Source organism: uncultured Caballeronia sp. (genome assembly GCF_964243625.1).
Lineage (GTDB): Bacteria > Pseudomonadota > Gammaproteobacteria > Burkholderiales > Burkholderiaceae > Caballeronia.
Window position 1 is genome coordinate 1 of the sequence record NZ_CAXTGZ010000044.1, and the last position, 19438, is coordinate 19438.

A 19438-nucleotide genomic window follows, 5' to 3' on the forward strand; every position below is an offset into this window, starting at 1 on the left:
TGCGCGAGTTCGCGAGCGCGGGCCGGTTCATTGACCGTGTAGGCGAGAATCCGCAAGCCTGAGTCCTTGATCTCGCGGACCAGGGCCTCATTGAGCGTCGTGTGGTCCGCATGCAACGACACGCATGACAGCGCGGCGGTCTGCGCGCGCCAATCGGCGGGAATCTCCTCGTAGAGCATTCCGCGCGGCAAATCGGGCGCGGCTTCGGCGGCGGCCTTGAGTGCATCGTACGAAAACGATGATAACAGCGGCGCCGGCTCGGCATTGGCCCATAAGCGCGCCGCCTCTTGCGCGACCAGGACGCCGGTTTCCACGTCGCGCCCTTCGCACGGCTTGATTTCGATGTTCGCGGCAAGGCCGTGCGAGAAACAACGCTCGGCGACCTGCGCGAGCGTCGGCATGTGTGCGCCGGCGAAACGCGGATCGAACCACGTGCCGGCATCGAGCAGCTCGATTTCCTCATAGCGCATCGCTTTCGCGGGTCCGCGACCATTCGACGTCCGGTCCACCAGGTCGTCGTGCAGCAGGAACACGACGTTGTCAGCCGATAACTTCGCATCGAACTCGATCATTTTCAGGCCGAGCCGTGCGCCGGTATCGATTCCGTCCAGCGTGTTTTCCGGCGCGACCTTGCCGCCGCCGCGATGCGCGACGATGCGCGGATAAGGCCAGGTTTTCATCGTAATTCGTCCTTTTTCAGTTCACGCGCCGCCCGGTCTGCGGATCGAAGATATGCAGGCGATGCGCCGGGAGCGCCACTTCCAGCGCCTCGCCACGTGCCGGCCGATGCTCGTGCGGCAAACGCACCGCAACGTCGTGATCGCCCCAGCGGCCGTGAGCGAGGTTGTCGGCGCCAAGCAGCTCACAGGAATCCACGGTAAGCGACACATGCGCGCTCTGCTGCTCCGGCAGCATGTGTTCCGGCCGGATGCCCAGCGTCCACTCGCGGCCCTTCAGGTCCTGCGTCAGCGCATGCATGCCGGCGAGCGGGAGGCGCGGCCCATTGCCGGCGACATCGAAAGTCGAACCGTCATCCGACACGCGTCCTTGCATCAGATTCATGGCCGGCGAGCCGATAAAACTCGCCACGAAAACCGTCGCCGGGCGTTCATAGACTTCGGTCGGCGGCCCGATCTGTTCCGCGTAGCCGCGATTCATCACGATCACGCGCTCTGCGAGCGTCATGGCTTCGATCTGGTCGTGCGTGACGTACAGGCTCGTGGTCGAGAGCCGGGCGTGCAGCCGCTGAATCTCCAGCCGCATCTGCACGCGCAGTTTTGCGTCGAGATTGGAGAGCGGTTCATCGAACAGAAACACGGCCGGTTCGCGCACGATCGCGCGGCCCATCGCCACGCGTTGCCGCTGCCCGCCCGACAACTCGCGCGGTTTTCTCTGCAGCAGCGGTTCGAGCTCCAGGATCTTCGCCGCGTTCTGCACACGCCGGTCGATATCCGGCTTGCCCACGCCGCTGATCTTCAGCGCGTACGCCATGTTCTGCGCGACGCTCATGTGCGGATACAGCGCGTAGTTCTGGAACACCATCGCGATGTCCCGATCCTTCGGCTCGAGCTTGTTCACCACCTTCTCGCCGATGGAAATCGTCCCTTCGGACACGCTTTCGAGTCCCGCCACCATCCGCAGCAACGTGGATTTTCCGCAGCCCGACGGACCGACCATGACGACGAATTCGCCATCGGCCACTTGCACGTCGATGCCGTGCAAGACGAACTGCTTGCCATCGTATGTTTTCTTGACGCCTTGAAGGCTTAGTGCAGCCATCGACCCGCCTTCATTTCAGTGCGCCCGCGACCGTCGCAAAATGCGCGACCGCGATGCCCGGTTCATAGAATTTGTGCAGCAACTCGCGCCATTTTTGATAATCGGCGGAATTGCGAAAGCCGTCCTGATGCGCCGCGACGGTTTCCCAGCGGACCAGCAAAACGTATTGAGAACCGTTGCCGGCGTCGGCGCCGCGCACAAGTTCATGCGAGAGGTATCCCGGCTGCGCCGAGATGATCTTCGCGGCTTGCGCGAACGCTGCTTCGAACGCAGCTTCCTCGCCGGCCTTGACCGGCAATTGAGCGACTTCAAGGATCATTGAGTGAGCTCCATTATTTTTCGGAATCGACAAGACCACGCACGAACCAGCGCTGCATGCTCAGCACGACAGCGAGCGGCGGCAACATGGCGAGCAACGTCGCGGTCATCACGAGATGCCACTCGGTGGCCGTGTCGCCCGAACCGATCATGCTCTTGATGCCGACGACCGCGGTTTGCATCGACTGGTCGCTGCTGATCAGGATGGGCCACAAGTACTGGTTCCAGCCGTAGATGAAGGTGATCACGAAGAGCGCGGCAATGTTGGTCTTCGAGAGCGGCAACACTACGTCCCAAAGGAAACGCAACGCGCCGGCGCCGTCGATGCGCGCCGCCTCCATGAGTTCATCGGGCAGCGTCATGAAGAACTGGCGGAACAAGAACGTCGCCGTCGCCGATGCAATCAGCGGCAGCGTCAACCCCGCGTACGTATTGCTCATGTGCATCGATGAAACCACTTGCACCGTCGGAAAGATCCGTACTTCCACGGGCAGCATGAGCGTGATGAAGATGAGCCAGAACGCGAGGTTCTTGAACGGGAAACGGAAGAACACAATGGCATACGCGGACAGCATCGAAATGACGATCTTCCCGATGGAAATCACGAGCGCCATGACCAGGCTGTTCATCAGCATGCGGCCAAACGGACTTGCCGCGCTGCCGCTGCCATGCGTCCAGATGTGCGCGACGTTCTCGAACAAATGCGTACTTGGCACGAGCGACAGCGGCACGTTGAAGACTTCCGCTTCGCTCATGGTGGCCGCGCAAAACGCGATGTACACCGGAAACACGACCAGCACCACGCCCACGATCAGCACCGCGTGGCAAAAAAGGTCGAAACCGCGACGGTTTTCGATCATGAGTACTGCACCCGACGTTCAATGAAACGGAATTGCACGACGGTCAGCGCCACCACGATCACCATCAGCACGACGGACTGCGCGCCGGAACTGCCGATATCGAGGCCCTGGAAACCTTCGGCAAAGATCTTGTAGATGAGGGTCTTCGTAGACTGCGCGGGGCCGCCGCCGGTTGCCGCATCGATGACCGGGAAGGTATCGAAGAAGGCGTAGACCACGTTCACGGTCAACAGGAAGAAACTCGTTGGCGACAACAACGGCAACGCAATACCGAAGAAACGCCGGACGGGACCTGCGCCGTCGATAGCCGCCGCTTCGATCAGCGAGCGCGGAATGGCTTGCAGCCCGGCGTAGAAGAACAGGAAGTTGTAGCTCACCTGTTTCCACACGGATGCCAGCACCACGAGGAACATGGCCTGCGAGCCATTCAACGCATGGTTCCAGACAATGCCGTATTTCGCGAGCGCATACGTCACCAGTCCAATACTCGGATTGAACAGGAACGACCACAACACGGCGGCAATGGCCGGCGCCACCGCGTACGGCCAGATCAGCAGCGTCTGATAAGTCTTGGCGCCGCGCGTCACGCGATCGGCGCATGCCGCAAGCAGCAGCGAAATGACGAGCCCTGATACGGTGACGAGCGTGCAAAAGATGATCGTCGTGTTGAACGACGACAGATACAGCGGATCCGTGAAGATCTGCTTGAAGTTCGCCAGCCCGACGAACTCGCTCGACGTCCCGAAAGCATCCTGCGTCTGCGTGGCCTGCCACAACGCTTCACCCGCCGGCCACAGGAAAAAGATCGCGGTGATCGCGAGTTGCGGCGCGACCAGCAGGTAAGGCAGCAGGCTTGTATTGAACCGCGATCGTTTTTCCATGGCGCGCTCTTAGCTTCCTGCCTTTTCGAATCGGCGCAGCAGATCGTCGCCGCGCGATACGGCTGAATCCAGTGCGTCCTTCGGCGTCTTCTTTTGCGCCCAGACTTGTTCGAGCTCTTCGTCGACGATCGTGCGGATCTGCGGCATGTTGCCAAGTCGCAAGCCTTTCGTGAACGGTAACGGCGGCTTGTTCAACATCTGCTTGATGGCGGTATCGGCGCCGGGATTCTTGTCATAGAAACCCTGCTTTTGCGTCAGCTCGTACGCGGCTGTCGTGACCGGCAGATAACCCGTGTCCTGATGCCATTTGGCCGCAACCGCCGGCGACGTCAGATACGCCAGGAACTTGGCGACGCCCTTGTACGTTGCCGCGTCCTTGCCCGACAGCACCCAGAGACTCGCCCCGCCGATGATCGCGTTTTGCGGTGCGCCCTTCACGCTTTCGTCGTACGGCATCATGCCTGTGCCGAAGCTGAACTTTGCGTACTTCTTGATGTTGGCAAGCGAGCCCGACGAGTTGGTCACGATGCCGCAATCGCCGCTGTAAAACTTCGATACCGCCTCGTCCTTCCGGCCAACGTAGGTGAACGTGCCGTCCTTGGCCATGTTCTGCAGGAACTGGATGTGTGCGATCTGCAGCGGCTTGTTGAATTCGAGGACGGCGTCGGTGCCGTCAAAACCATTGTTCTTCGATGCAAACGGCGCACCGTGCCACGCGCTGTAGTTTTCAAGCTGAATCCAGCTCTGCCAGCCCGACGAATAACCGCACATGCCGGCCGCTTTCAGCTTCTTCGAATCGGCTTCGAGTTCGCCCCATGTTTTCGGCGCATGCGTCGGATCTATGCCGGCCTTCTTGAACGCGTCCTTGTTGTAGTACAGCACGGGCGTGGAGCTGTTGAACGGCATCGAAATCAACTGGCCCGTCTTGGCGTCGCTGTAATAGCTGGCGATGGTCGGCACGAATGCTTTTTCGTCGAGCGGAACGCCGGCTTGCTTGAAGACATCGGACACGGGAATCACGGCTTTCTTGGCCTGGATCATCGTGGCCGTACCGACTTCGTAGACTTGCAGGATGGCCGGCGCGTTGCCGCTGCGATACGCCGCGATCCCGGCCGCCAGCGTCTGGTCGTAGCTGCCCTTGAAGACCGGCACGATCTTGTAGTCGCTTTGCGACTTGTTGAAGTCGTTCGCGATGTCGTTCACGCGTTCGCCGAGCGCGGATTCCATTGCATGCCAGAACTGGATTTCTGTTGCGGCCTGCGCCTGGCTTGCGCCAAACGTCAAAGCGGCAGCGAGGGAAATGGCGCTGACCAGCAGCTTGCGACTACTCATGAGTTACGTCTCCTTGGACCCGGGTGAAGTGTGCGTGTCTTGCGCGTGAGGGAAGCTCGAAAAACTCTCGAATGCGCGATTCTAGTTATCGTCGATGACGAACAGACGTCCGTATTCCTTCAGCGCGTACCGGTCCGTCATGCCCGCAATGTAATGCGCGATCAGCCGCGCCTGCGTTGTGTTCCCGGCGGCCGCGCCGCCGTGAGTATCGTTCGCCGATTCTTCGGTGACCAGCGCACGCGCCTGGTAATCGGGCGGCAACAGGCGCGGGTCGTCAATGAACGCCTTGAACAGGCCGCTCACCACGCGCTGCGCCTTGTTCGCCATGCGCATCACGCGGTAATGGCGATACAGGTTCTTGTAAAGGAAGCGCTTGAGTTCGGCAGCCTGTGCCGCGACGGCGGCCCCGTGCGTGACGAGGGCGGGTGCATTGCGAACGTCTTCGATGGATTGCGGATTGACGCGCGCCAGGTTCTCGCTCGTCGACTCGATCAGGTCCACGATCAGCGTGTTGATGATCCGCCGAATGGTCTCGTGAATCAGCCGGCGTCCTTCGATATCCGGATATTCAGCGCGCGCCGCTTCGTAATGCGTCTGCCAGAGCGCCACGTTCGAGAGCTGCTCGAGCGTGATCAGGCCGGAGCGCAGGCCGTCGTCGACATCGTGATTGTTGTACGCGATCTCGTCGGCGACATTCGCGATCTGCGCTTCTATCGACGGCTGTTTGCGCTTTAAAAAGCGTTCGCCCAGTTCGCCGAGCTTCAGCGCGTTTTCACGCGAACAATGCTTGAGAATGCCTTCGCGTGTTTCGAAGCACAGGTTCAAGCCATCGAATGCGCCATAGTGTTCTTCGAGTTCGTCTACCACCACGAGGCTTTGCAAGTTGTGTTCGAACCCACCGTGCTCGCGCATGCATTCGTTCAGCGCGTCCTGTCCTGCATGGCCGAACGGCGTATGGCCGAGATCGTGCGCGAGCGAAATGGCTTCCACCAGATCTTCGTTCACGCGTAGATTGCGCGCGACCGAACGCGCGATCTGCGCGACTTCGAGGCTGTGCGTGAGGCGTGTGCGAAACAGGTCGCCTTCGTGATTCACGAAAACCTGGGTCTTGTATTCGAGCCGTCGAAAAGCCGTCGAATGAACGATGCGATCGCGGTCGCGCTGGAATTCACTGCGTGCAACCGGCGCTTTTTCTTCGAAGCGGCGGCCGCGAGATTCGGCGGAATGCGCGGCGTACGGCGCGAGATGCGCCTCGAGTGCGAATGACGTCGGTGTGATGCTGGAAACCTGAAATGTCTTGTCGCTCACCGGCTGCTCCGAATCATCGTCATGTCCTGCCCGGCAATGGCCGCGCTTGAACGCAGCATCAACCGCGTCCGATCAGCGGCCATTGGCCCGAGTCGATCTCTTGCCCTTTCGTTCGTTGGTTCTTTGTTCTTCTTTAGCCGCGGTCAAGACTCGCGCGGCACTGGGGATGTCGCGGAGCGTGGCCGCTCAGATGCTGGCCGCGAGTGTCGCACGCACGGCGTCGTCCGGGGCGCCGGTGATCTCGGTTTCGCCGAAATGCTTGAGCAGGATGAACTTGATCTCGCCCGCCTCAGCTTTTTTATCGACTTTCATCAAGTCGATATATCGTTGCTCACCCAGCGCCGGGGCCTTCACCGGCAATTTGGCGTCTGCGATCACGCGAACCAGGCGCGCACGCGATTGTTCGTCCAGCCGGCCAAGCCGCACCGACAGATCCGCAGCCATCACCATGCCCGTACCGACCGCCTCGCCGTGCAGCCATTCGCCATAGCCGAGGCCAGCTTCGATCGCGTGGCCAAACGTATGGCCGAAGTTGAGAATCGCGCGCAGGCCGCCTTCGCGTTCGTCGGCGGCAACCACCGACGCCTTCACCTCACACGAGCGCTTGACCGCATGCGCGAGCGCGGTGGCGTCGCAGTCGTTAAGCGCAGGCGTGTTCGCCTCGATCCAGTCGAAGAATTCGCTGTCGGCGATCGCGCCCGTCTTGATCACTTCCGCGATACCGGCAGCAAGTTCGCGCGGCGGCAGCGTGCGCAACACGCCGATATCCGCGATCACCGCTTGCGGCTGATAAAACGCGCCGATCATGTTCTTGCCAAGCGGATGGTTGATGCCCGTCTTGCCGCCCACCGACGAATCCACCTGCGAAAGCAGCGTGGTCGGCACCTGGATGAACGGGATGCCGCGCATGTAGCTCGCCGCAGCAAACCCGGTCATGTCGCCGATCACCCCGCCGCCCAGCGCAATCAGCGTGGTCTTGCGGTCGGCGCGCCCGGTCAGGAGCGCGGTGAAAATCTGATTGAGCGTGTCGAGATTCTTGTGCGCCTCGCCATCCGGAAGAACGACGGTCGTGACTTTCTTGCCAAGCGGCGCGAGCGCGGCGCGCAGCGCGTCGCCATAAAGCGGATCAACGGTGGTGTTGGTGACGATGGCAACCGATGACCCCGCAATATGCGGCGCGTACAGTTCCGCTTGGCCAATCAGTCCTGCACCGATATGGATGGGGTAGGCGCGATCGCCCAGTTCAACGTTGACGGTAATCATGGCCGACATTATGACGTAGCCGGCTTGGCGATGCCGGCCATCTCCAGTTGCATCAACACCATGTTGACGAGGTTGTTCACCGTCGGCCGCCCCGTTTCCACGATGAAATGCGCGCACTCCTGATACAACGGATCGCGCGTCTTGTAGAGCGCTTCCAGCTTGCCGCGCGGGTCGTCGGTTTGCAGAAGCGGCCGGTTTTTATCGCGGCGGGTGCGCTGCCAAAGCTCGTGCGGCGTTGCACGCAGGTAGATCACCAGGCCGCGATTCTTCAGATGATCGCGATTTTCGGGGCGGAGAATCGCGCCGCCGCCCGTGGCGAGCACGATATTCTCGCGTCGTGACAGCTCATCGATCACGTCCGCCTCCCGCTGCCGGAAGCCTGCTTCGCCCTCGACTTCCCAGATCACGGGAATGCGCGCGCCCGTGCGCGCCTCGATTTCGAGGTCGGAATCGATGAACGAACGCTGCAAGCGGCGCGCGACCGCCCGCCCCACGGTGGTCTTGCCTGCTCCCATGAGTCCGACGAAAAATACGTTCGAGTTCGTTTGCCCGGCTTCCAACTCGCTTACCTTTGCATTGATTCCGGTCCCGATTCTGGTCCCGTTCGTGCGGGAGCTTAAAGGCAAAAGGGCCGCTTTGTCGAGCCGGAAAGCCTCGCCGAAGGCTTGCCACAGGCTTTCCGGCGACCTTCACAAGCGCGCCGGGACGATGTGCGGGGTGATAAAAATGACCAGTTCGCTGCGCGAATTCCGGCGCGCGGTGTGACGAAAAAGCCAGCCCAGTCCCGGGATTTTACCGAGCAACGGGACGCGGGTGACGTCGTCGCGCTCGTCGCTCGAATAAATCCCGCCGATTGCGACCGTGCCGCCGTCCTCCACTTCGACTCGCGTCTGCACGTGTTTTGTGTTGATCGCGGGCCCCGCGGCGGTCTGCTCGCCGACACTATCCTTCGATACATCCAGGTCCAGGATCACATGCCCATGCGGCGTGATTTGCGGTTCGACCTCCAGTTTCAGCGCCGCGCGGCGAAACTGCACACCCGACACGCCGTTGCCGACCTTCGCCTGATACGGCAATTCCGTGCCCTGCTCGACAATCGCTTTCACGCGATCGGCCGTGACCACGCGCGGGCTCGACACGATCTCGCCGCGCCCTTCCGTTTCGAGTGCGCTCAGCTCGATGTTCAGCAGCCGCGTCGCTTGGGCGGCGAAAAGCGTGAGGCCGGCGGTGGCTGCATCGAATCCGCCGATAGGCCGTGCCGACAGATCGAGCACCGCGCCGTCCGTACCCGCTACCAGCCCGCGCGCGGTGCCCTCGCCGGTGGCTATCATCGACAGCTTCACGCCCAGGTTGCGCGAAAACCCGGTTTCGCCTTCCACGATGCGCGCCTCGATCATCACTTGTGGCGTCGGCTGGTCGATCCGCGCGATCAGCTCGGCGATCTCCGCGACGCGTGCATCTAGGTCCGTGACGAACAGCAGGTTCGTGCGTGCGTCGGCCATGACGGAACCGCGCTTAGACAATACCCGCTGGTTGCCCGAGCCGGTAAGCAGCTTCCTGACGTCGTCGGCGCGCGGGTAGCGCAGGACAAACGTACGGCTGCCAAGCGGCTCCAGGTCCGCGGCACGCGCATGGGCCTCGTAGCGCAGGCGCTCGCGCGCCGCGAGTTCGGCCATCGGCGCGACCCAGATCACGTCGCCGTGGCGCTCCATTGCAAGGCCGTGGACGTCGAGAAGCGTATCGAACGCGCGCCGCCAGGGGACATCGATCAGATTGATCGATACTTGCCCGCGAATCTTGTCACTCGCCACGATATTCACCCCTGAGAACTTCGCGAACGTCTGCAGTACCGCGCCGAGGTCCGCATTCTTCAGGTTGAGCGAGATCAATTTGCCATCGTCGTTGGCCGCATCTGCGCGATCAGGCGCGCTACGGCTCATGCGCTCCATGGGCGGCAAAGGCGTGGGCGGGCCTTCGAGCGGCGGGGCGGCATCCGCAGTCGCGGGGGTTGCAGTGAGTCCGGCTGGCGCGGCGGCTTTCGCCGGAGCGACCCAGGCGCCATCCTCCCCGGACGGCTCCGCCGGAACGTCCGCCGATGTGTCCTCGGCGAACTGATCGGTGGGCAGCGTCAGCGGAAAGCTGGCCGGCAAGGGCGGGAGCGGAGCAATGGCGGCGTCCACGCAAGCAGATTGCAGCAACAAGATTGACGCGCTGCTCCAGGCAATCATCCGGCGACAAACCCCGCGCTCCACCCGCACCATCACACGCATGAAGCTCATGGCCGATCCTCGGCAAAAGCAATCGTGCGCGCGACACCATCGACACGACGCAACTCGATCGAGCGAGCACGCACGCTGCCGAGCCATTCGTCGCCGACCGCTTGACCCGGTGTATATCCGTCGATGCCCGCAGCGGTTTCCAGCAGCGCCATGGAACGGCTTCGGCTCCGAAGCGTGCCGACCAGAAGCATCGCGCCTGCATCGCCGGGGCCGGTGCCGTTTTTCACGCCGAAGGGGTCAATGGCGAATGCGTCCCGCCGCGACGGTTCTGGACGTGCAACAGCCGGCAGGTCCTCAAAGACCCGCAGCGTTGCGTCCAGGCCGAGCGAATTGCTGACCAATACGTCCCGTTTGATCTGCACGTCAGCGGGAACGACCAGACGCGGCAGCCCCTCGAGCGCTTCCATGAAACGCCGGATCTCACCAAACGAACCTTCCGCGCGAAACCGCAGCGGCCGCTCGCTCTCGAGGCCCTCGCCCTTTTGCACCGATGGTTCTATGGTTCCGATCCGCAATCCGCTTTGAGCGGCGAGCGCGGTGATCTCGTGAAGCGCGTCAGCGACGGTCCAGCGTGATCGGCGTGCGTCCTCGCCCGAGCGCGTGCGCATCGCCGGCAATTCGTTGGTCACTGTGCGGGCACGGTCAAGCCGATGCCTGGCGTCATCCAGCGCCGAGCGGCTTGCTTGCGTGCCGCCCATATCGGATGAGCGCCATAGCGTAGTGCCCAATGCAAACACCAGCGCGCCCACGACAACGCCCGTCACTGCAAGTCGAAAGTTGCTCCAGGCATCGAGTGGCTCGGAGAGGAGCGCAAGAAGGGTGGCATATGAAGGTTTCATCGCGTGCTGCTCCGGACGCCAGGTTTGGAAGCCGATGGTGAGAGCGCCCGCTTGCCAGCCTTCAACGATTTCGCGTTCTTGGCACTCCCAACGCCATCCGCCCATCGCACGAGCGCGATGAAGTCGTAAGCGCCGGACCTGTCCAACCGCACGTTTTTCACAGGCGAAACGACTCGCCGGCGCATTTCGACAACCTCGACAGCACCCACGCCCGGCACATCTTCAAGCGCCTTGAGCCACGCTGCAGCGGTGTGGGAATCCGGTGCACTCGCGGCAAGCTCCACTTCGCTCACTCGCTGCGTCACGCGCTGCAAACCAACCTTACCCTGCGATGCCCCTTGCGCCAGCGCGTCGAGCAAACCGAGAAATCGCGCACGCGGCTCGGCGATCGGCACGGCGGCACTTTCGGCGCGCTTGCCCAAGGCTTCCCGCTCGGCCAGACGCGCGTGCTCCGCCAAAGGCGCGCTCAACCTGGCCAACGCCTGATCGAGCGCCACACGTTGCTCATCCAGATGAGCACGCGTCAGCGCCTCCCATCCGGCCATTGCGCCGACCGCGCCACATCCGGCAACGCTCGCGCCAGCGAGCAACGCCAACGCACGATTGCGCGCACGACGCCGCGCGCCCGGCCGATAAGGCAGCAAATTAAAAGCATGCAAACCAGCCGCGCTCATGGCATCACCTCACGCAGTCCGAGTCCCAGCGCAACGGCGAACAAGGGCGAATGCGCGAGGCGGTCGTCCACACGCTGCGCTCCATTGCAAAACGGCGCGCATTCGAATGGCATGACCGGGCATCCGAACGTGACCGTCAGCATTTGTGTAGACACCCCCGCCCGATTCAGCAGCTCAATATCCCCGCCCACATAAATCCAGTGCACGCGAGGCCCATTGCCGACGAGATCCGTCAACGCCTCGATCGCGCTCGAGTATTCCGGCGATGGATACCGCATCTCGTTCTCCACGCCATCCTCGCCGATAACCCACGCATGCAGCCCCGAGCTCTCGATCCAGCACGCGACAAACCGCTCCTCCCGGTCGATTTCCATCGCAGCCGAATAGCACAACGCACGCAAGGCGGCGCCCGGCTCGCCATCGATGGCGCTCAGCACAATGTCGGCGCCCGCCGCGGCCTCTACGCGCGACTCCACGTAGCGCCGGGCCGTGGCTGCGATGGAGACCTCGGTCGCACCGTCGTCACGCTCGTAGATCGACCAGTCCACAGACAGCGCCCCACGTTCGATGCCCGCCAGGCGCTCGGCCTCGGCCAGCACGGCCGGCTCGAGCACGCCGCGTGGATCGTGACCAAGCTTCTGCTTTTCATTCGACAGTTTTTCAAGCAATACCCGCGTGGTGAGCGTCGCCGATGCAGGCAACGCCATCGCACAACGCAGCGAGCGCAGCGCGCCCCGCGCCGGCAGCCGCGAAAACGCTTCGCGCAACGCCGCGGGGATCGCAGCACCATCGACGAAATCGCCGCTGACCACCGCGCCCCTCGGCAACAAGACCTCTTCCAGCCGCTCGACGCAAACCGGCCGGTTGGCCTGCAGCCGCTTGCTGACCACGGCCAGTCGCACAGCCCGCTCGGTTATATCGATACCCGCAGCGAACCGCCGGGTCACCGTCACCACTGATCCACGCAACGCCGTCTGCGCACCCATGCTCTACCTCTCCTGTCCGGCCGCGCACCGAACCGTTCGGGCGCTGGCAATGGAAGAATTGTGGGCAGCAGGCGTGATTGTCACCACTCAGCCAAGTGGCTAACGTCAAGGTCCCGGCCGGTTTAAAACGGCGGCATTCTGGCGCCAATGCGCGTGCCGCAAACGTTAGACTTGGTCATTCAGTCAACGCTTATTCCGACAAAAATCATCGCTTCCGAGACCTCCGCGCAACACCCGAGTAAGCCGGCCGAAAGCCGCAAAGTCGGGCGGCTATAATCGCGGGACCGTTTTTTGGTGGTGCCATGCAATCTCAGTCTCCGTCGTCCCCGCCGTCCCGTCAGTCCGAACCTGGCAAGCGCCGTCCGCTCTGGATCAGGCTTCTGCTCGGGCTGATGATTTGCATTTTTGGATTGATCGCCAGCGCCGTACTCGTCTTGGGTTACGCGCTCGTCGTGGCGCAGCCGAACCTGCCGTCGCTCGACGCGCTCACTGACTACCGTCCGAAAGTGCCGCTGCGCGTGTACACGGCGGATCACGTGCTGATTGGAGAATTCGGCGAGGAACGGCGCAGCGTCGTGCGCATCCAGGACGTGCCGGACTATCTCAAGAAAGCGGTGCTCGCCATCGAGGACGCCCGTTTCTACGATCACGGCGGCGTCGACGTGACCGGCATCCTGCGTGCCGGCGCGGTTGCATTGACGAACGGCCATGCATCGCAAGGCGCGAGCACGATCACCATGCAGGTCGCGCGCAATTTCTTCCTGTCGAGCGAAAAAACCTATACGCGCAAGATTTACGAAATGCTCCTCGCGTACAAGATCGAGCGGGCGCTCACCAAGGACCAGATTCTCGAGGTCTACATGAACCAGATTTACCTGGGACAGCGTGCGTACGGTTTCGCGAGCGCCGCCCGGGTTTATTTCGGCAAGGACATCAAGGACATCACGCTCGCTGAGGCAGCAATGCTCGCCGGCCTGCCCAAAGCGCCGTCGGCGTACAACCCGGTCGTCAACCCGAAGCGCGCGAAGGTTCGCCAGCAGTACATTCTCGAGCGCATGTACGAGTTGCGTTACATCACGCGGGAACAGTACGAGGAAGCCGCGAAGCAGCCGCTGGTGGTGAAAGGCGCGGGACGTGAGTTCAGCGTGCACGCCGAGTACGTGGCTGAAATGGTCCGCCAGATGATGTATGCGCAGTATCGGGAGGAGGCTTATACGCGTGGGCTGAACGTGGTGACGACCATCGATTCCGCCGATCAGGACGCGGCCTACCGTGCGCTGCGAAAGGGGCTGATGGATTATGAACACCGGCATGGGTATCGGGGGCCGGAAGGTTTCATCGATTTGCCGGCTGATGCCGACGATCGCGAACAGGCGATTGACGACGCGCTCGTCGACCATCCGGACAACGGCGAGATTGTTGCAGCCGTCGTGACCTCGGCGAACGTGAAGCAGGTAAAGGCGAGTTTTATCGATGGCAACGTGGCCACGGTTGAAGGCAACGATTTGCGCTTCGTCGCGAGCGCGCTCAGCACGCGCGCGCAGCCGAGTCAGCGCCTGCGCCCTGGCGCCATCGTGCGCCTGATGAAAAACGAAGACGACAACTGGGTCATCACGCAGCTTCCGCAGGTTGAAGGCGCGTTCGTTTCCGTCGTGCCGCAGGACGGCGCAATCCGCGCGCTTGTCGGCGGCTTCGATTTCAACAAGAACAAGTTCAACCACGTCACACAGGCGTGGCGCCAGCCGGGTTCGAGCTTCAAGCCGTTCATCTATTCGGCATCGCTTGAGAAAGGCTTGTCGCCCGCGACCATCATCAACGACGCGCCGCTTTATTTCAGCGCCGGAGAAACAGGCGGCCAGGCGTGGGAACCGAAGAACTACGGCGGCGGGTTCGACGGACCCATGCCCATGCGTACCGCGCTGATGAAGTCGAAGAACCTGGTGTCCATCCGCATCCTGAACAACATCGGCACGAAGTACGCGCAGGGCTACGTGACGAAGTTTGGGTTCGATGCCGCGCGCCAGCCCGCCTATCTGCCCATGGCGCTCGGCGCCGGTCAGGTCACCCCGCTGCAAATGGCGACGGGTTATTCGGTGTTTGCAAACGGCGGGTATCGTGTGAATCCGTATCTGATCGCCGATATCACCGACCCTCGTGGCGCGGTGGTCTCGCATCCGCAACCGCTGGTTGCCGGCGAAAGTGCACCGCTCGCCATCACGCCGCGTAACGCATACGTGATGAACAGCCTGCTGCAAAGCGTGGCGCAACGCGGTACCGGCGCGCGCACCAACCAGTTGAAGCGCTCTGATCTCGCGGGCAAGACGGGAACGACCAACGACTCGCACGACGCATGGTTCGCCGGATACCAGCATTCGCTGGTGGCGATTTCGTGGATTGGCTACGACTCGCCGCGCAGTCTCGGCGACAAGGAAACGGGCGGCGGACTCGCGTTACCAGTGTGGATGGAATATATGAGCCGGGCATTGCGTGGCGTGCCGGAGTACAAGTCGAGCATGCCGCCCGATGTAGTGTCGCTTGGTGGCGAGCTGTACTTCGATGACCTCACGCCGGGACATGGATTCGTTGCGACCATCGGCGTGAGCCAGGCGCCGCCGGAAGGCGCGAGCGGCGCATCGCCGGCAGCGCCTGCACCTCAGGTCGGCGACCAGGAAAAGCAGGACATCATGAATCTGTTCAAGGGCGGCAATTGAAAACGCGCCGGTCTGAGTTTTGATTTGAAATGGATTTCAGGCTGAAAAGCGGACCGGCTCGCCGGCCTGTTCGCTTGCGCACTGACTGAGCGCCTCGAAAAACTCGCTGCCATCGCGCGTATTGCGCCACGCGCCGTCCACATATTTGTAGTGGAATCCGCCCGATTTCGCCGCAAGCCACAACTCGTGCATCGGCGGTTGCAAATTGACGATCAGCTTCGTGCGATTTTCAAATTCCAGCGTGAGCACATTGCCGCTGCGCTCGAATTCCACGTCGGCATCCAGGCTGTCCACATCGCGCTCGATGGCCGCCAGCGCAGCCTCGGCGAGCGTCAGGTATTCGTTGTCGGTCATGCTAAACTCCGTCGATTAATTATTCAGGGACAGTGATGCAAGTCGTCTTCAGGATGAGCGCGATTGTAGCGGCTTTGGCCATTTCCGCCGGGACGCTGCTCACCGCGTGTGGTCAGCGCGGACCGCTGTATATGCCCGCCGTTCCGCCCATTCCGCCGCGTCCCGCCAGCATGCCGCCGTTACCCGCAACCCATGCCGTCGCACCGGCCGCGGCATCGTCGGCATTCGACTCCGGTGACGTCCCGGACACCTCCGGCGAAGCCCTTTCGCTCTCGCCCGACGACAATTTGAAACCATCCGCGTCAGTACCCAAGGCCGCGTCAGCCGGCGACTAAATTTTTGCCTCGCCACGTTTGCGACGTGTTTGTGCGACTGTTTGTGCAATTCATAGCGCGATTCAAATGACGCATGCGCGTCAGCCGGACCAGAAAAGTCATGACCCAATCCGTATTCTCGCGCGCCGATGGCGTGCTTCAAGTCGAAGGCGTTTCGGCGGCATCGTTAGCCGAACAGTTCGGCACGCCGCTGTACGTGTACTCGCGCAGCGCGCTGACCGACGCCTATCAAGCTTACGCCGATGCGTGCAAAGGCCGCCGCGCCACCATCCACGTCGCGGTGAAAGCGAACAGCAATCTGGCCGTGCTGAACGTGTTCGCGCGTTTGGGCGCGGGCTTCGACATCGTCTCGTCGGGAGAACTGGCGCGCGTGCTTGCAGCGGGCGGCAAGGCGGAAAACACCGTGTTTTCGGGCGTGGGCAAGTCGGTGTGGGAAATGCGTGAAGCGCTCGATGCCGGCGTCAAATGCTTCAACGTCGAGTCGATTCCTGAGCTGCACGCACTCAACGAAGTCGCCGGGTCGGCCGGCAAGAAGGCGCCGGTTTCGTTGCGCGTAAATCCCGATGTCGACGCAAAGACGCATCCGTATATTTCCACGGGTCTCAAGTCGAACAAGTTCGGCGTAGCGTTCAGCGATGCACGCGCGACCTACGCGCAAGCCGCAGCCATGTCGAACCTGAATGTCATTGGCATCGATTGCCATATCGGTTCGCAGATCACGGAAGTGAGTCCGTACCTCGACGCCGTCGACAAGCTGCTTGATCTCGTCGAGCAGATCGAAGCAGACGGGACGAAGATCCATCACATCGATGTCGGCGGTGGACTCGGCATCACCTACGACGACGAGACGCCGCCTGCCATCGGTGAATTCGTGAAAGCGGTGCTCGCGCATATCGAGAAGCGCGGACATGGCGAGCGTGAAGTGTATTTCGAGCCGGGACGTTCGCTGGTTGGCAACGCGGGGCTGTTGCTCACGCGCGTGGAATATCTGAAGCCGGGTGCGGAGAAAAACTTCGCTATCGTCGATGCCGCCATGAACGACCTCGCGCGTCCCGCTATGTATCAGGCGTTTCACCGCATTGAAGCGGTGGGAACGAGCGCGGCGAAGGCCGAACTCTACGACGTGGTCGGTCCCGTGTGTGAAAGCGGCGACTGGTTGGGGAAGGACCGCTCGCTTGCCATCGAACAAGGCGATCTGCTTGCGATCTTCTCGGCCGGCGCGTACGGGTTCGTCATGAGCTCGAACTACAACACGCGCCCGCGCGCCGCCGAAGTGATGGTCGATCACGAACGCGCGCGTCTCGTGCGTGAACGTGAAGAAGTGAAGGATCTGTTCGCCGGGGAATCGATCTTTCCGGATTGAGTTTTCCGCGCAATAGAAAAGGGCGACGCTCGGCATGGCGTCGCCCTTTTTGCATTTTGGAGCCTCAAGCCATACGAGCTTTGGTCATTCTTCCGCGCAGCCAGACAATCACGCGCCAAGCCAGCAATACGACCACGATCGCCCCATAGATCTTCGGCAAGATCAGATCGTGCTTGCCCGCTTTCATCCACCAGAAATGCAGGATGGCGAGCGCGGCGATCGGGTAAATAAGCTTGTGCAGCGTCTGCCAGCGGCGGCCGAGTTTCCTGACCATCGCTTTCGGCGATGTGATCGCGAGCGGAATCAGCAGCACGAACGCCGCGAACCCGACCATGATGAACGGCCGCTTGGCGATGTCCTTCAAGATAGCGAAGACATCGAACCATTTGTCGAACCAGATGTACGTTGTGAAGTGCAGCACTACGTAGAAGAACGCGAACAGCCCGATCATGCGGCGAAAACGCAGCAGCGCGTTGAATCCTGTCAGACGGCGAACCGGCGTCACAGCCAGTGTGATGCACAGAAAAACAAGCGTCCAGAGACCAGTGGATCGCGTAATGAACTCGATTGGATTCGCGCCCAATCCGCCCGTAAATCCAAGCAAGACAATGCGCGCGAGCGGATACAAGCCGCCCAGGAAGACGGCGACTTTCGCCGGCTTGATCCAGTTCGTCTTTGTGGCCGGCGCGGTAGTCCGCGCGGCGGGTCGGGGCTTTACATCGGAAGCCGAAGCCATCCGTTGCTCCTTAGAAGTTGGCCTTGAGGTTCATGCCCTGATACAGCGATGCAACCTGATCGCCATAACCATTGAACATCAGCGTCTTGCGTTTCGGCGTGAAAAATCCGTCTTCACCGATGCGCCGCTCGGTCGCCTGGCTCCATCGCGGATGGTCGACGTTCGGATTCACGTTTGAGTAGAAGCCGTACTCGGCGGGCGCATATTCGTTCCAGCTCGTCTTCGGCTCTTTCTCGACGAAACGAATCTTCACCAGCGACTTTGCGCTCTTGAAGCCGTACTTCCAGGGCACGACGATCCGCACGGGCGCGCCGTTCTGGTTCGGCAGCACCTCCCCGTATAAACCCACCGTCAGCAAGGTCAGCGGGTTCATGGCTTCATCCATGCGCAAGCCTTCCGAATACGGCCAGTCGAGAATCGGCGTGGACAATCCCGGCATCTGCGACGGATCGGCAAGCGAGATGAACTGCACGAATTTGGCGTTGCCCGTCGGCTGTGCACGCTTGACGATCTCGGCGAGCGGAATGCCGATCCACGGAATGACCATCGACCAGCCTTCCACGCACCGCAGCCTGTAGATACGCTCTTCGAGCGGCGCGAGCTTCAGGATTTCATCGATGTCATACACCTTCGCGTTCTTGACCTCACCTTCCACCGAAATCTTCCACGGACGCGGGCGCAGCGAATGCGCGTTTTGAACGGGATCGCCCTTGTCGGTGCCGAATTCGTAGAAGTTGTTGTAGCTTGTGATGTCCTTGAGTGGCGTGACCTTGTCCATCGCGACAAACTTCGTGTTCGTGGTCGCCACGAGCTTCTGGCCCTTTGCATCGGGCGATGTCATGGTTGCGAACGCTTCACCGTTGACGCCGACCAGTCCGGTCGCGGCAAGCGCGCCTGCGGCTTTCAACACACGGCGGCGATTCTCAAAGAACGCACGCGGCGTAATTTCGCTGCGGGGGATTTCATCGCCGAAAAGACGGCTATTGTTCTTGATCAACATCTCGATGCTCCTCAATGCGTTGCGCCCGGCGTGGGCGCTGCCGCTCTACTAGCTATATTCGTGGCAAACACCCATTTGGTTTCACGTATTCCGCCCTGGCAATAAAAAAACCGCCAGCAGATCATGCATGGCGGTTTTTAAACTGGGCTTAACGTAAAAGTTACAGCTTGCCGTAGCTGTGAAGTCCGGAGAGGAACATGTTGACGCCAAGGAAAGCGAAGGTCGTGACCAGCAAACCGGTCAGCGCCCACCATGCAGCAACCGATCCGCGCAGGCCCTTCATCAACCGCATGTGCAGCCACGCGGCGTAATTCAGCCAGACGATCAAAGCCCACGTTTCCTTCGGGTCCCAGCTCCAGTAACCGCCCCACGCTTCGGCGGCCCACAACGCGCCGAGAATGGTCGCGATGGTGAAGAACG

General features: G+C 61.6%; 20 protein-coding genes. 3 read left to right on the top strand and 17 right to left on the bottom strand.

The annotated features are described in order from the left end of the window. The 13 genes from ugpQ to pilM all read right to left on the bottom strand — a co-directional run. Positions 1–680, bottom strand: a 680-nt coding sequence (ugpQ, locus tag ACFFAR_RS04925) for a glycerophosphodiester phosphodiesterase (protein WP_375507582.1), incomplete at its 3' end; no start/stop codon positions are given. 16 nt (positions 681–696) lie between these two features. Further along, positions 697–1779, bottom strand: coding sequence for a sn-glycerol-3-phosphate import ATP-binding protein UgpC (locus ACFFAR_RS04930; RefSeq protein WP_075359283.1), 1083 nt, complete (start codon positions 1777–1779; stop codon positions 697–699). Between the two features lie 10 nt (positions 1780–1789). Further along, entirely contained in the window at positions 1790–2098 is a 309-nt protein-coding gene (locus ACFFAR_RS04935) for an antibiotic biosynthesis monooxygenase (RefSeq protein ID WP_062000462.1), read from the bottom strand. Positions 2099–2111: 13 nt separating this feature from the next. Further along, positions 2112–2957: a sn-glycerol-3-phosphate ABC transporter permease UgpE gene (ugpE, locus tag ACFFAR_RS04940; protein ID WP_062000463.1), complete on the bottom strand. Its 846-nt coding sequence runs from the start codon at positions 2955–2957 to the stop codon at positions 2112–2114. Next, complete coding sequence (gene ugpA, locus ACFFAR_RS04945) at positions 2954–3838, bottom strand: sn-glycerol-3-phosphate ABC transporter permease UgpA (RefSeq protein ID WP_062000464.1); 885 nt, start codon at positions 3836–3838, stop codon at positions 2954–2956. Before ugpA ends, ugpE begins: the two co-directional genes overlap by 4 nt. 9 nt (positions 3839–3847) lie before the next feature. Beyond that, entirely contained in the window at positions 3848–5170 is a 1323-nt protein-coding gene (ugpB, locus tag ACFFAR_RS04950) for a sn-glycerol-3-phosphate ABC transporter substrate-binding protein UgpB (RefSeq protein ID WP_086383291.1), read from the bottom strand. An 81-nt stretch (positions 5171–5251) separates the two neighbouring features. Then, a complete protein-coding gene (locus ACFFAR_RS04955) occupies positions 5252–6478 on the bottom strand; it encodes a deoxyguanosinetriphosphate triphosphohydrolase (protein WP_062000466.1) in 1227 nt (408 codons plus the stop codon). 186 nt (positions 6479–6664) lie between these two features. Continuing rightward, positions 6665–7750: a 3-dehydroquinate synthase gene (aroB, locus tag ACFFAR_RS04960; RefSeq protein ID WP_375507583.1), complete on the bottom strand. Its 1086-nt coding sequence runs from the start codon at positions 7748–7750 to the stop codon at positions 6665–6667. Beyond that, on the bottom strand, positions 7750–8256 hold the full coding sequence (locus ACFFAR_RS04965; protein WP_372237077.1) for a shikimate kinase: 507 nt from the start codon (positions 8254–8256) through the stop codon (positions 7750–7752). The genes aroB and ACFFAR_RS04965 overlap by 1 nt, the downstream gene beginning before the upstream one ends. A gap of 174 nt (positions 8257–8430) precedes the next feature. Further along, complete coding sequence (locus ACFFAR_RS04970; protein ID WP_375507584.1) at positions 8431–10020, bottom strand: type IV pilus secretin PilQ; 1590 nt, start codon at positions 10018–10020, stop codon at positions 8431–8433. Next, complete coding sequence (pilO, locus tag ACFFAR_RS04975; RefSeq protein ID WP_375507585.1) at positions 10017–10859, bottom strand: type 4a pilus biogenesis protein PilO; 843 nt, start codon at positions 10857–10859, stop codon at positions 10017–10019. The genes ACFFAR_RS04970 and pilO overlap by 4 nt, the downstream gene beginning before the upstream one ends. Continuing rightward, entirely contained in the window at positions 10856–11533 is a 678-nt protein-coding gene (locus tag ACFFAR_RS04980) for a fimbrial assembly family protein (RefSeq protein WP_375507586.1), read from the bottom strand. Before ACFFAR_RS04980 ends, pilO begins: the two co-directional genes overlap by 4 nt. Then, the gene (gene pilM, locus ACFFAR_RS04985; protein WP_375507587.1) at positions 11530–12519 is read right to left on the bottom strand and encodes a type IV pilus biogenesis protein PilM; all 990 of its coding nucleotides are present in this window, start codon (positions 12517–12519) and stop codon (positions 11530–11532) included. Before pilM ends, ACFFAR_RS04980 begins: the two co-directional genes overlap by 4 nt. Positions 12520–12821: 302 nt before the next feature. Here pilM and ACFFAR_RS04990 point away from each other — a divergent pair, with 302 nt between their 5' ends. Next, complete coding sequence (locus ACFFAR_RS04990) at positions 12822–15230, top strand: penicillin-binding protein 1A (RefSeq protein ID WP_062168139.1); 2409 nt, start codon at positions 12822–12824, stop codon at positions 15228–15230. A 36-nt stretch (positions 15231–15266) separates the two neighbouring features. Here ACFFAR_RS04990 and cyaY read toward each other — a convergent pair whose 3' ends face one another. Then, positions 15267–15584, bottom strand: a complete 318-nt coding sequence (cyaY, locus tag ACFFAR_RS04995) for an iron donor protein CyaY (protein ID WP_062000473.1) — start codon at positions 15582–15584, stop codon at positions 15267–15269. Positions 15585–15619: 35 nt separating this feature from the next. Between cyaY and ACFFAR_RS05000 the strand changes: the two genes are divergently transcribed. Both ACFFAR_RS05000 and lysA read left to right on the top strand, forming a co-directional pair. Beyond that, positions 15620–15919, top strand: a complete 300-nt coding sequence (locus tag ACFFAR_RS05000) for a lipoprotein (protein WP_062000474.1) — start codon at positions 15620–15622, stop codon at positions 15917–15919. Between the two features lie 100 nt (positions 15920–16019). Beyond that, positions 16020–17282, top strand: coding sequence for a diaminopimelate decarboxylase (gene lysA / locus ACFFAR_RS05005; RefSeq protein WP_062168141.1), 1263 nt, complete (start codon positions 16020–16022; stop codon positions 17280–17282). Positions 17283–17346: 64 nt separating this feature from the next. On the opposite strand, the gene msrQ is transcribed toward lysA, so the two are convergent. The 3 genes from msrQ to ccsA form a co-directional block, all read right to left on the bottom strand. Continuing rightward, positions 17347–18018: a protein-methionine-sulfoxide reductase heme-binding subunit MsrQ gene (gene msrQ / locus ACFFAR_RS05010; RefSeq protein WP_062168143.1), complete on the bottom strand. Its 672-nt coding sequence runs from the start codon at positions 18016–18018 to the stop codon at positions 17347–17349. Positions 18019–18028: 10 nt separating this feature from the next. Further along, complete coding sequence (gene msrP / locus ACFFAR_RS05015) at positions 18029–19018, bottom strand: protein-methionine-sulfoxide reductase catalytic subunit MsrP (RefSeq protein ID WP_062000477.1); 990 nt, start codon at positions 19016–19018, stop codon at positions 18029–18031. 160 nt (positions 19019–19178) lie between these two features. After that, on the bottom strand, positions 19179–19438 hold a 260-nt coding region (gene ccsA / locus ACFFAR_RS05020; protein ID WP_375507588.1), incomplete at its 5' end, for a cytochrome c biogenesis protein CcsA.

Coding starts and splice junctions, on each gene's coding strand:
- ACFFAR_RS04980 (WP_375507586.1), bottom strand. CDS start 11,533: ATGAGCGCGGCTGGTTTGCATGCTTTTAATTTGCTGCCTTATCGGCCG.
- ACFFAR_RS04935 (WP_062000462.1), bottom strand. CDS start 2,098: ATGATCCTTGAAGTCGCTCAATTGCCGGTCAAGGCCGGCGAGGAAGCT.
- ugpE (WP_062000463.1), bottom strand. CDS start 2,957: ATGATCGAAAACCGTCGCGGTTTCGACCTTTTTTGCCACGCGGTGCTG.
- ACFFAR_RS04930 (WP_075359283.1), bottom strand. CDS start 1,779: ATGGCTGCACTAAGCCTTCAAGGCGTCAAGAAAACATACGATGGCAAG.
- ACFFAR_RS04965 (WP_372237077.1), bottom strand. CDS start 8,256: ATGGGAGCAGGCAAGACCACCGTGGGGCGGGCGGTCGCGCGCCGCTTG.
- msrP (WP_062000477.1), bottom strand. CDS start 19,018: ATGTTGATCAAGAACAATAGCCGTCTTTTCGGCGATGAAATCCCCCGC.
- ACFFAR_RS04990 (WP_062168139.1), top strand. CDS start 12,822: ATGCAATCTCAGTCTCCGTCGTCCCCGCCGTCCCGTCAGTCCGAACCT.
- aroB (WP_375507583.1), bottom strand. CDS start 7,750: ATGTCGGCCATGATTACCGTCAACGTTGAACTGGGCGATCGCGCCTAC.
- pilO (WP_375507585.1), bottom strand. CDS start 10,859: ATGAAACCTTCATATGCCACCCTTCTTGCGCTCCTCTCCGAGCCACTC.
- ugpA (WP_062000464.1), bottom strand. CDS start 3,838: ATGGAAAAACGATCGCGGTTCAATACAAGCCTGCTGCCTTACCTGCTG.
- msrQ (WP_062168143.1), bottom strand. CDS start 18,018: ATGGCTTCGGCTTCCGATGTAAAGCCCCGACCCGCCGCGCGGACTACC.
- ACFFAR_RS04970 (WP_375507584.1), bottom strand. CDS start 10,020: ATGAGCTTCATGCGTGTGATGGTGCGGGTGGAGCGCGGGGTTTGTCGC.
- ugpB (WP_086383291.1), bottom strand. CDS start 5,170: ATGAGTAGTCGCAAGCTGCTGGTCAGCGCCATTTCCCTCGCTGCCGCT.
- pilM (WP_375507587.1), bottom strand. CDS start 12,519: ATGGGTGCGCAGACGGCGTTGCGTGGATCAGTGGTGACGGTGACCCGG.
- lysA (WP_062168141.1), top strand. CDS start 16,020: ATGACCCAATCCGTATTCTCGCGCGCCGATGGCGTGCTTCAAGTCGAA.
- ACFFAR_RS05000 (WP_062000474.1), top strand. CDS start 15,620: ATGCAAGTCGTCTTCAGGATGAGCGCGATTGTAGCGGCTTTGGCCATT.
- cyaY (WP_062000473.1), bottom strand. CDS start 15,584: ATGACCGACAACGAATACCTGACGCTCGCCGAGGCTGCGCTGGCGGCC.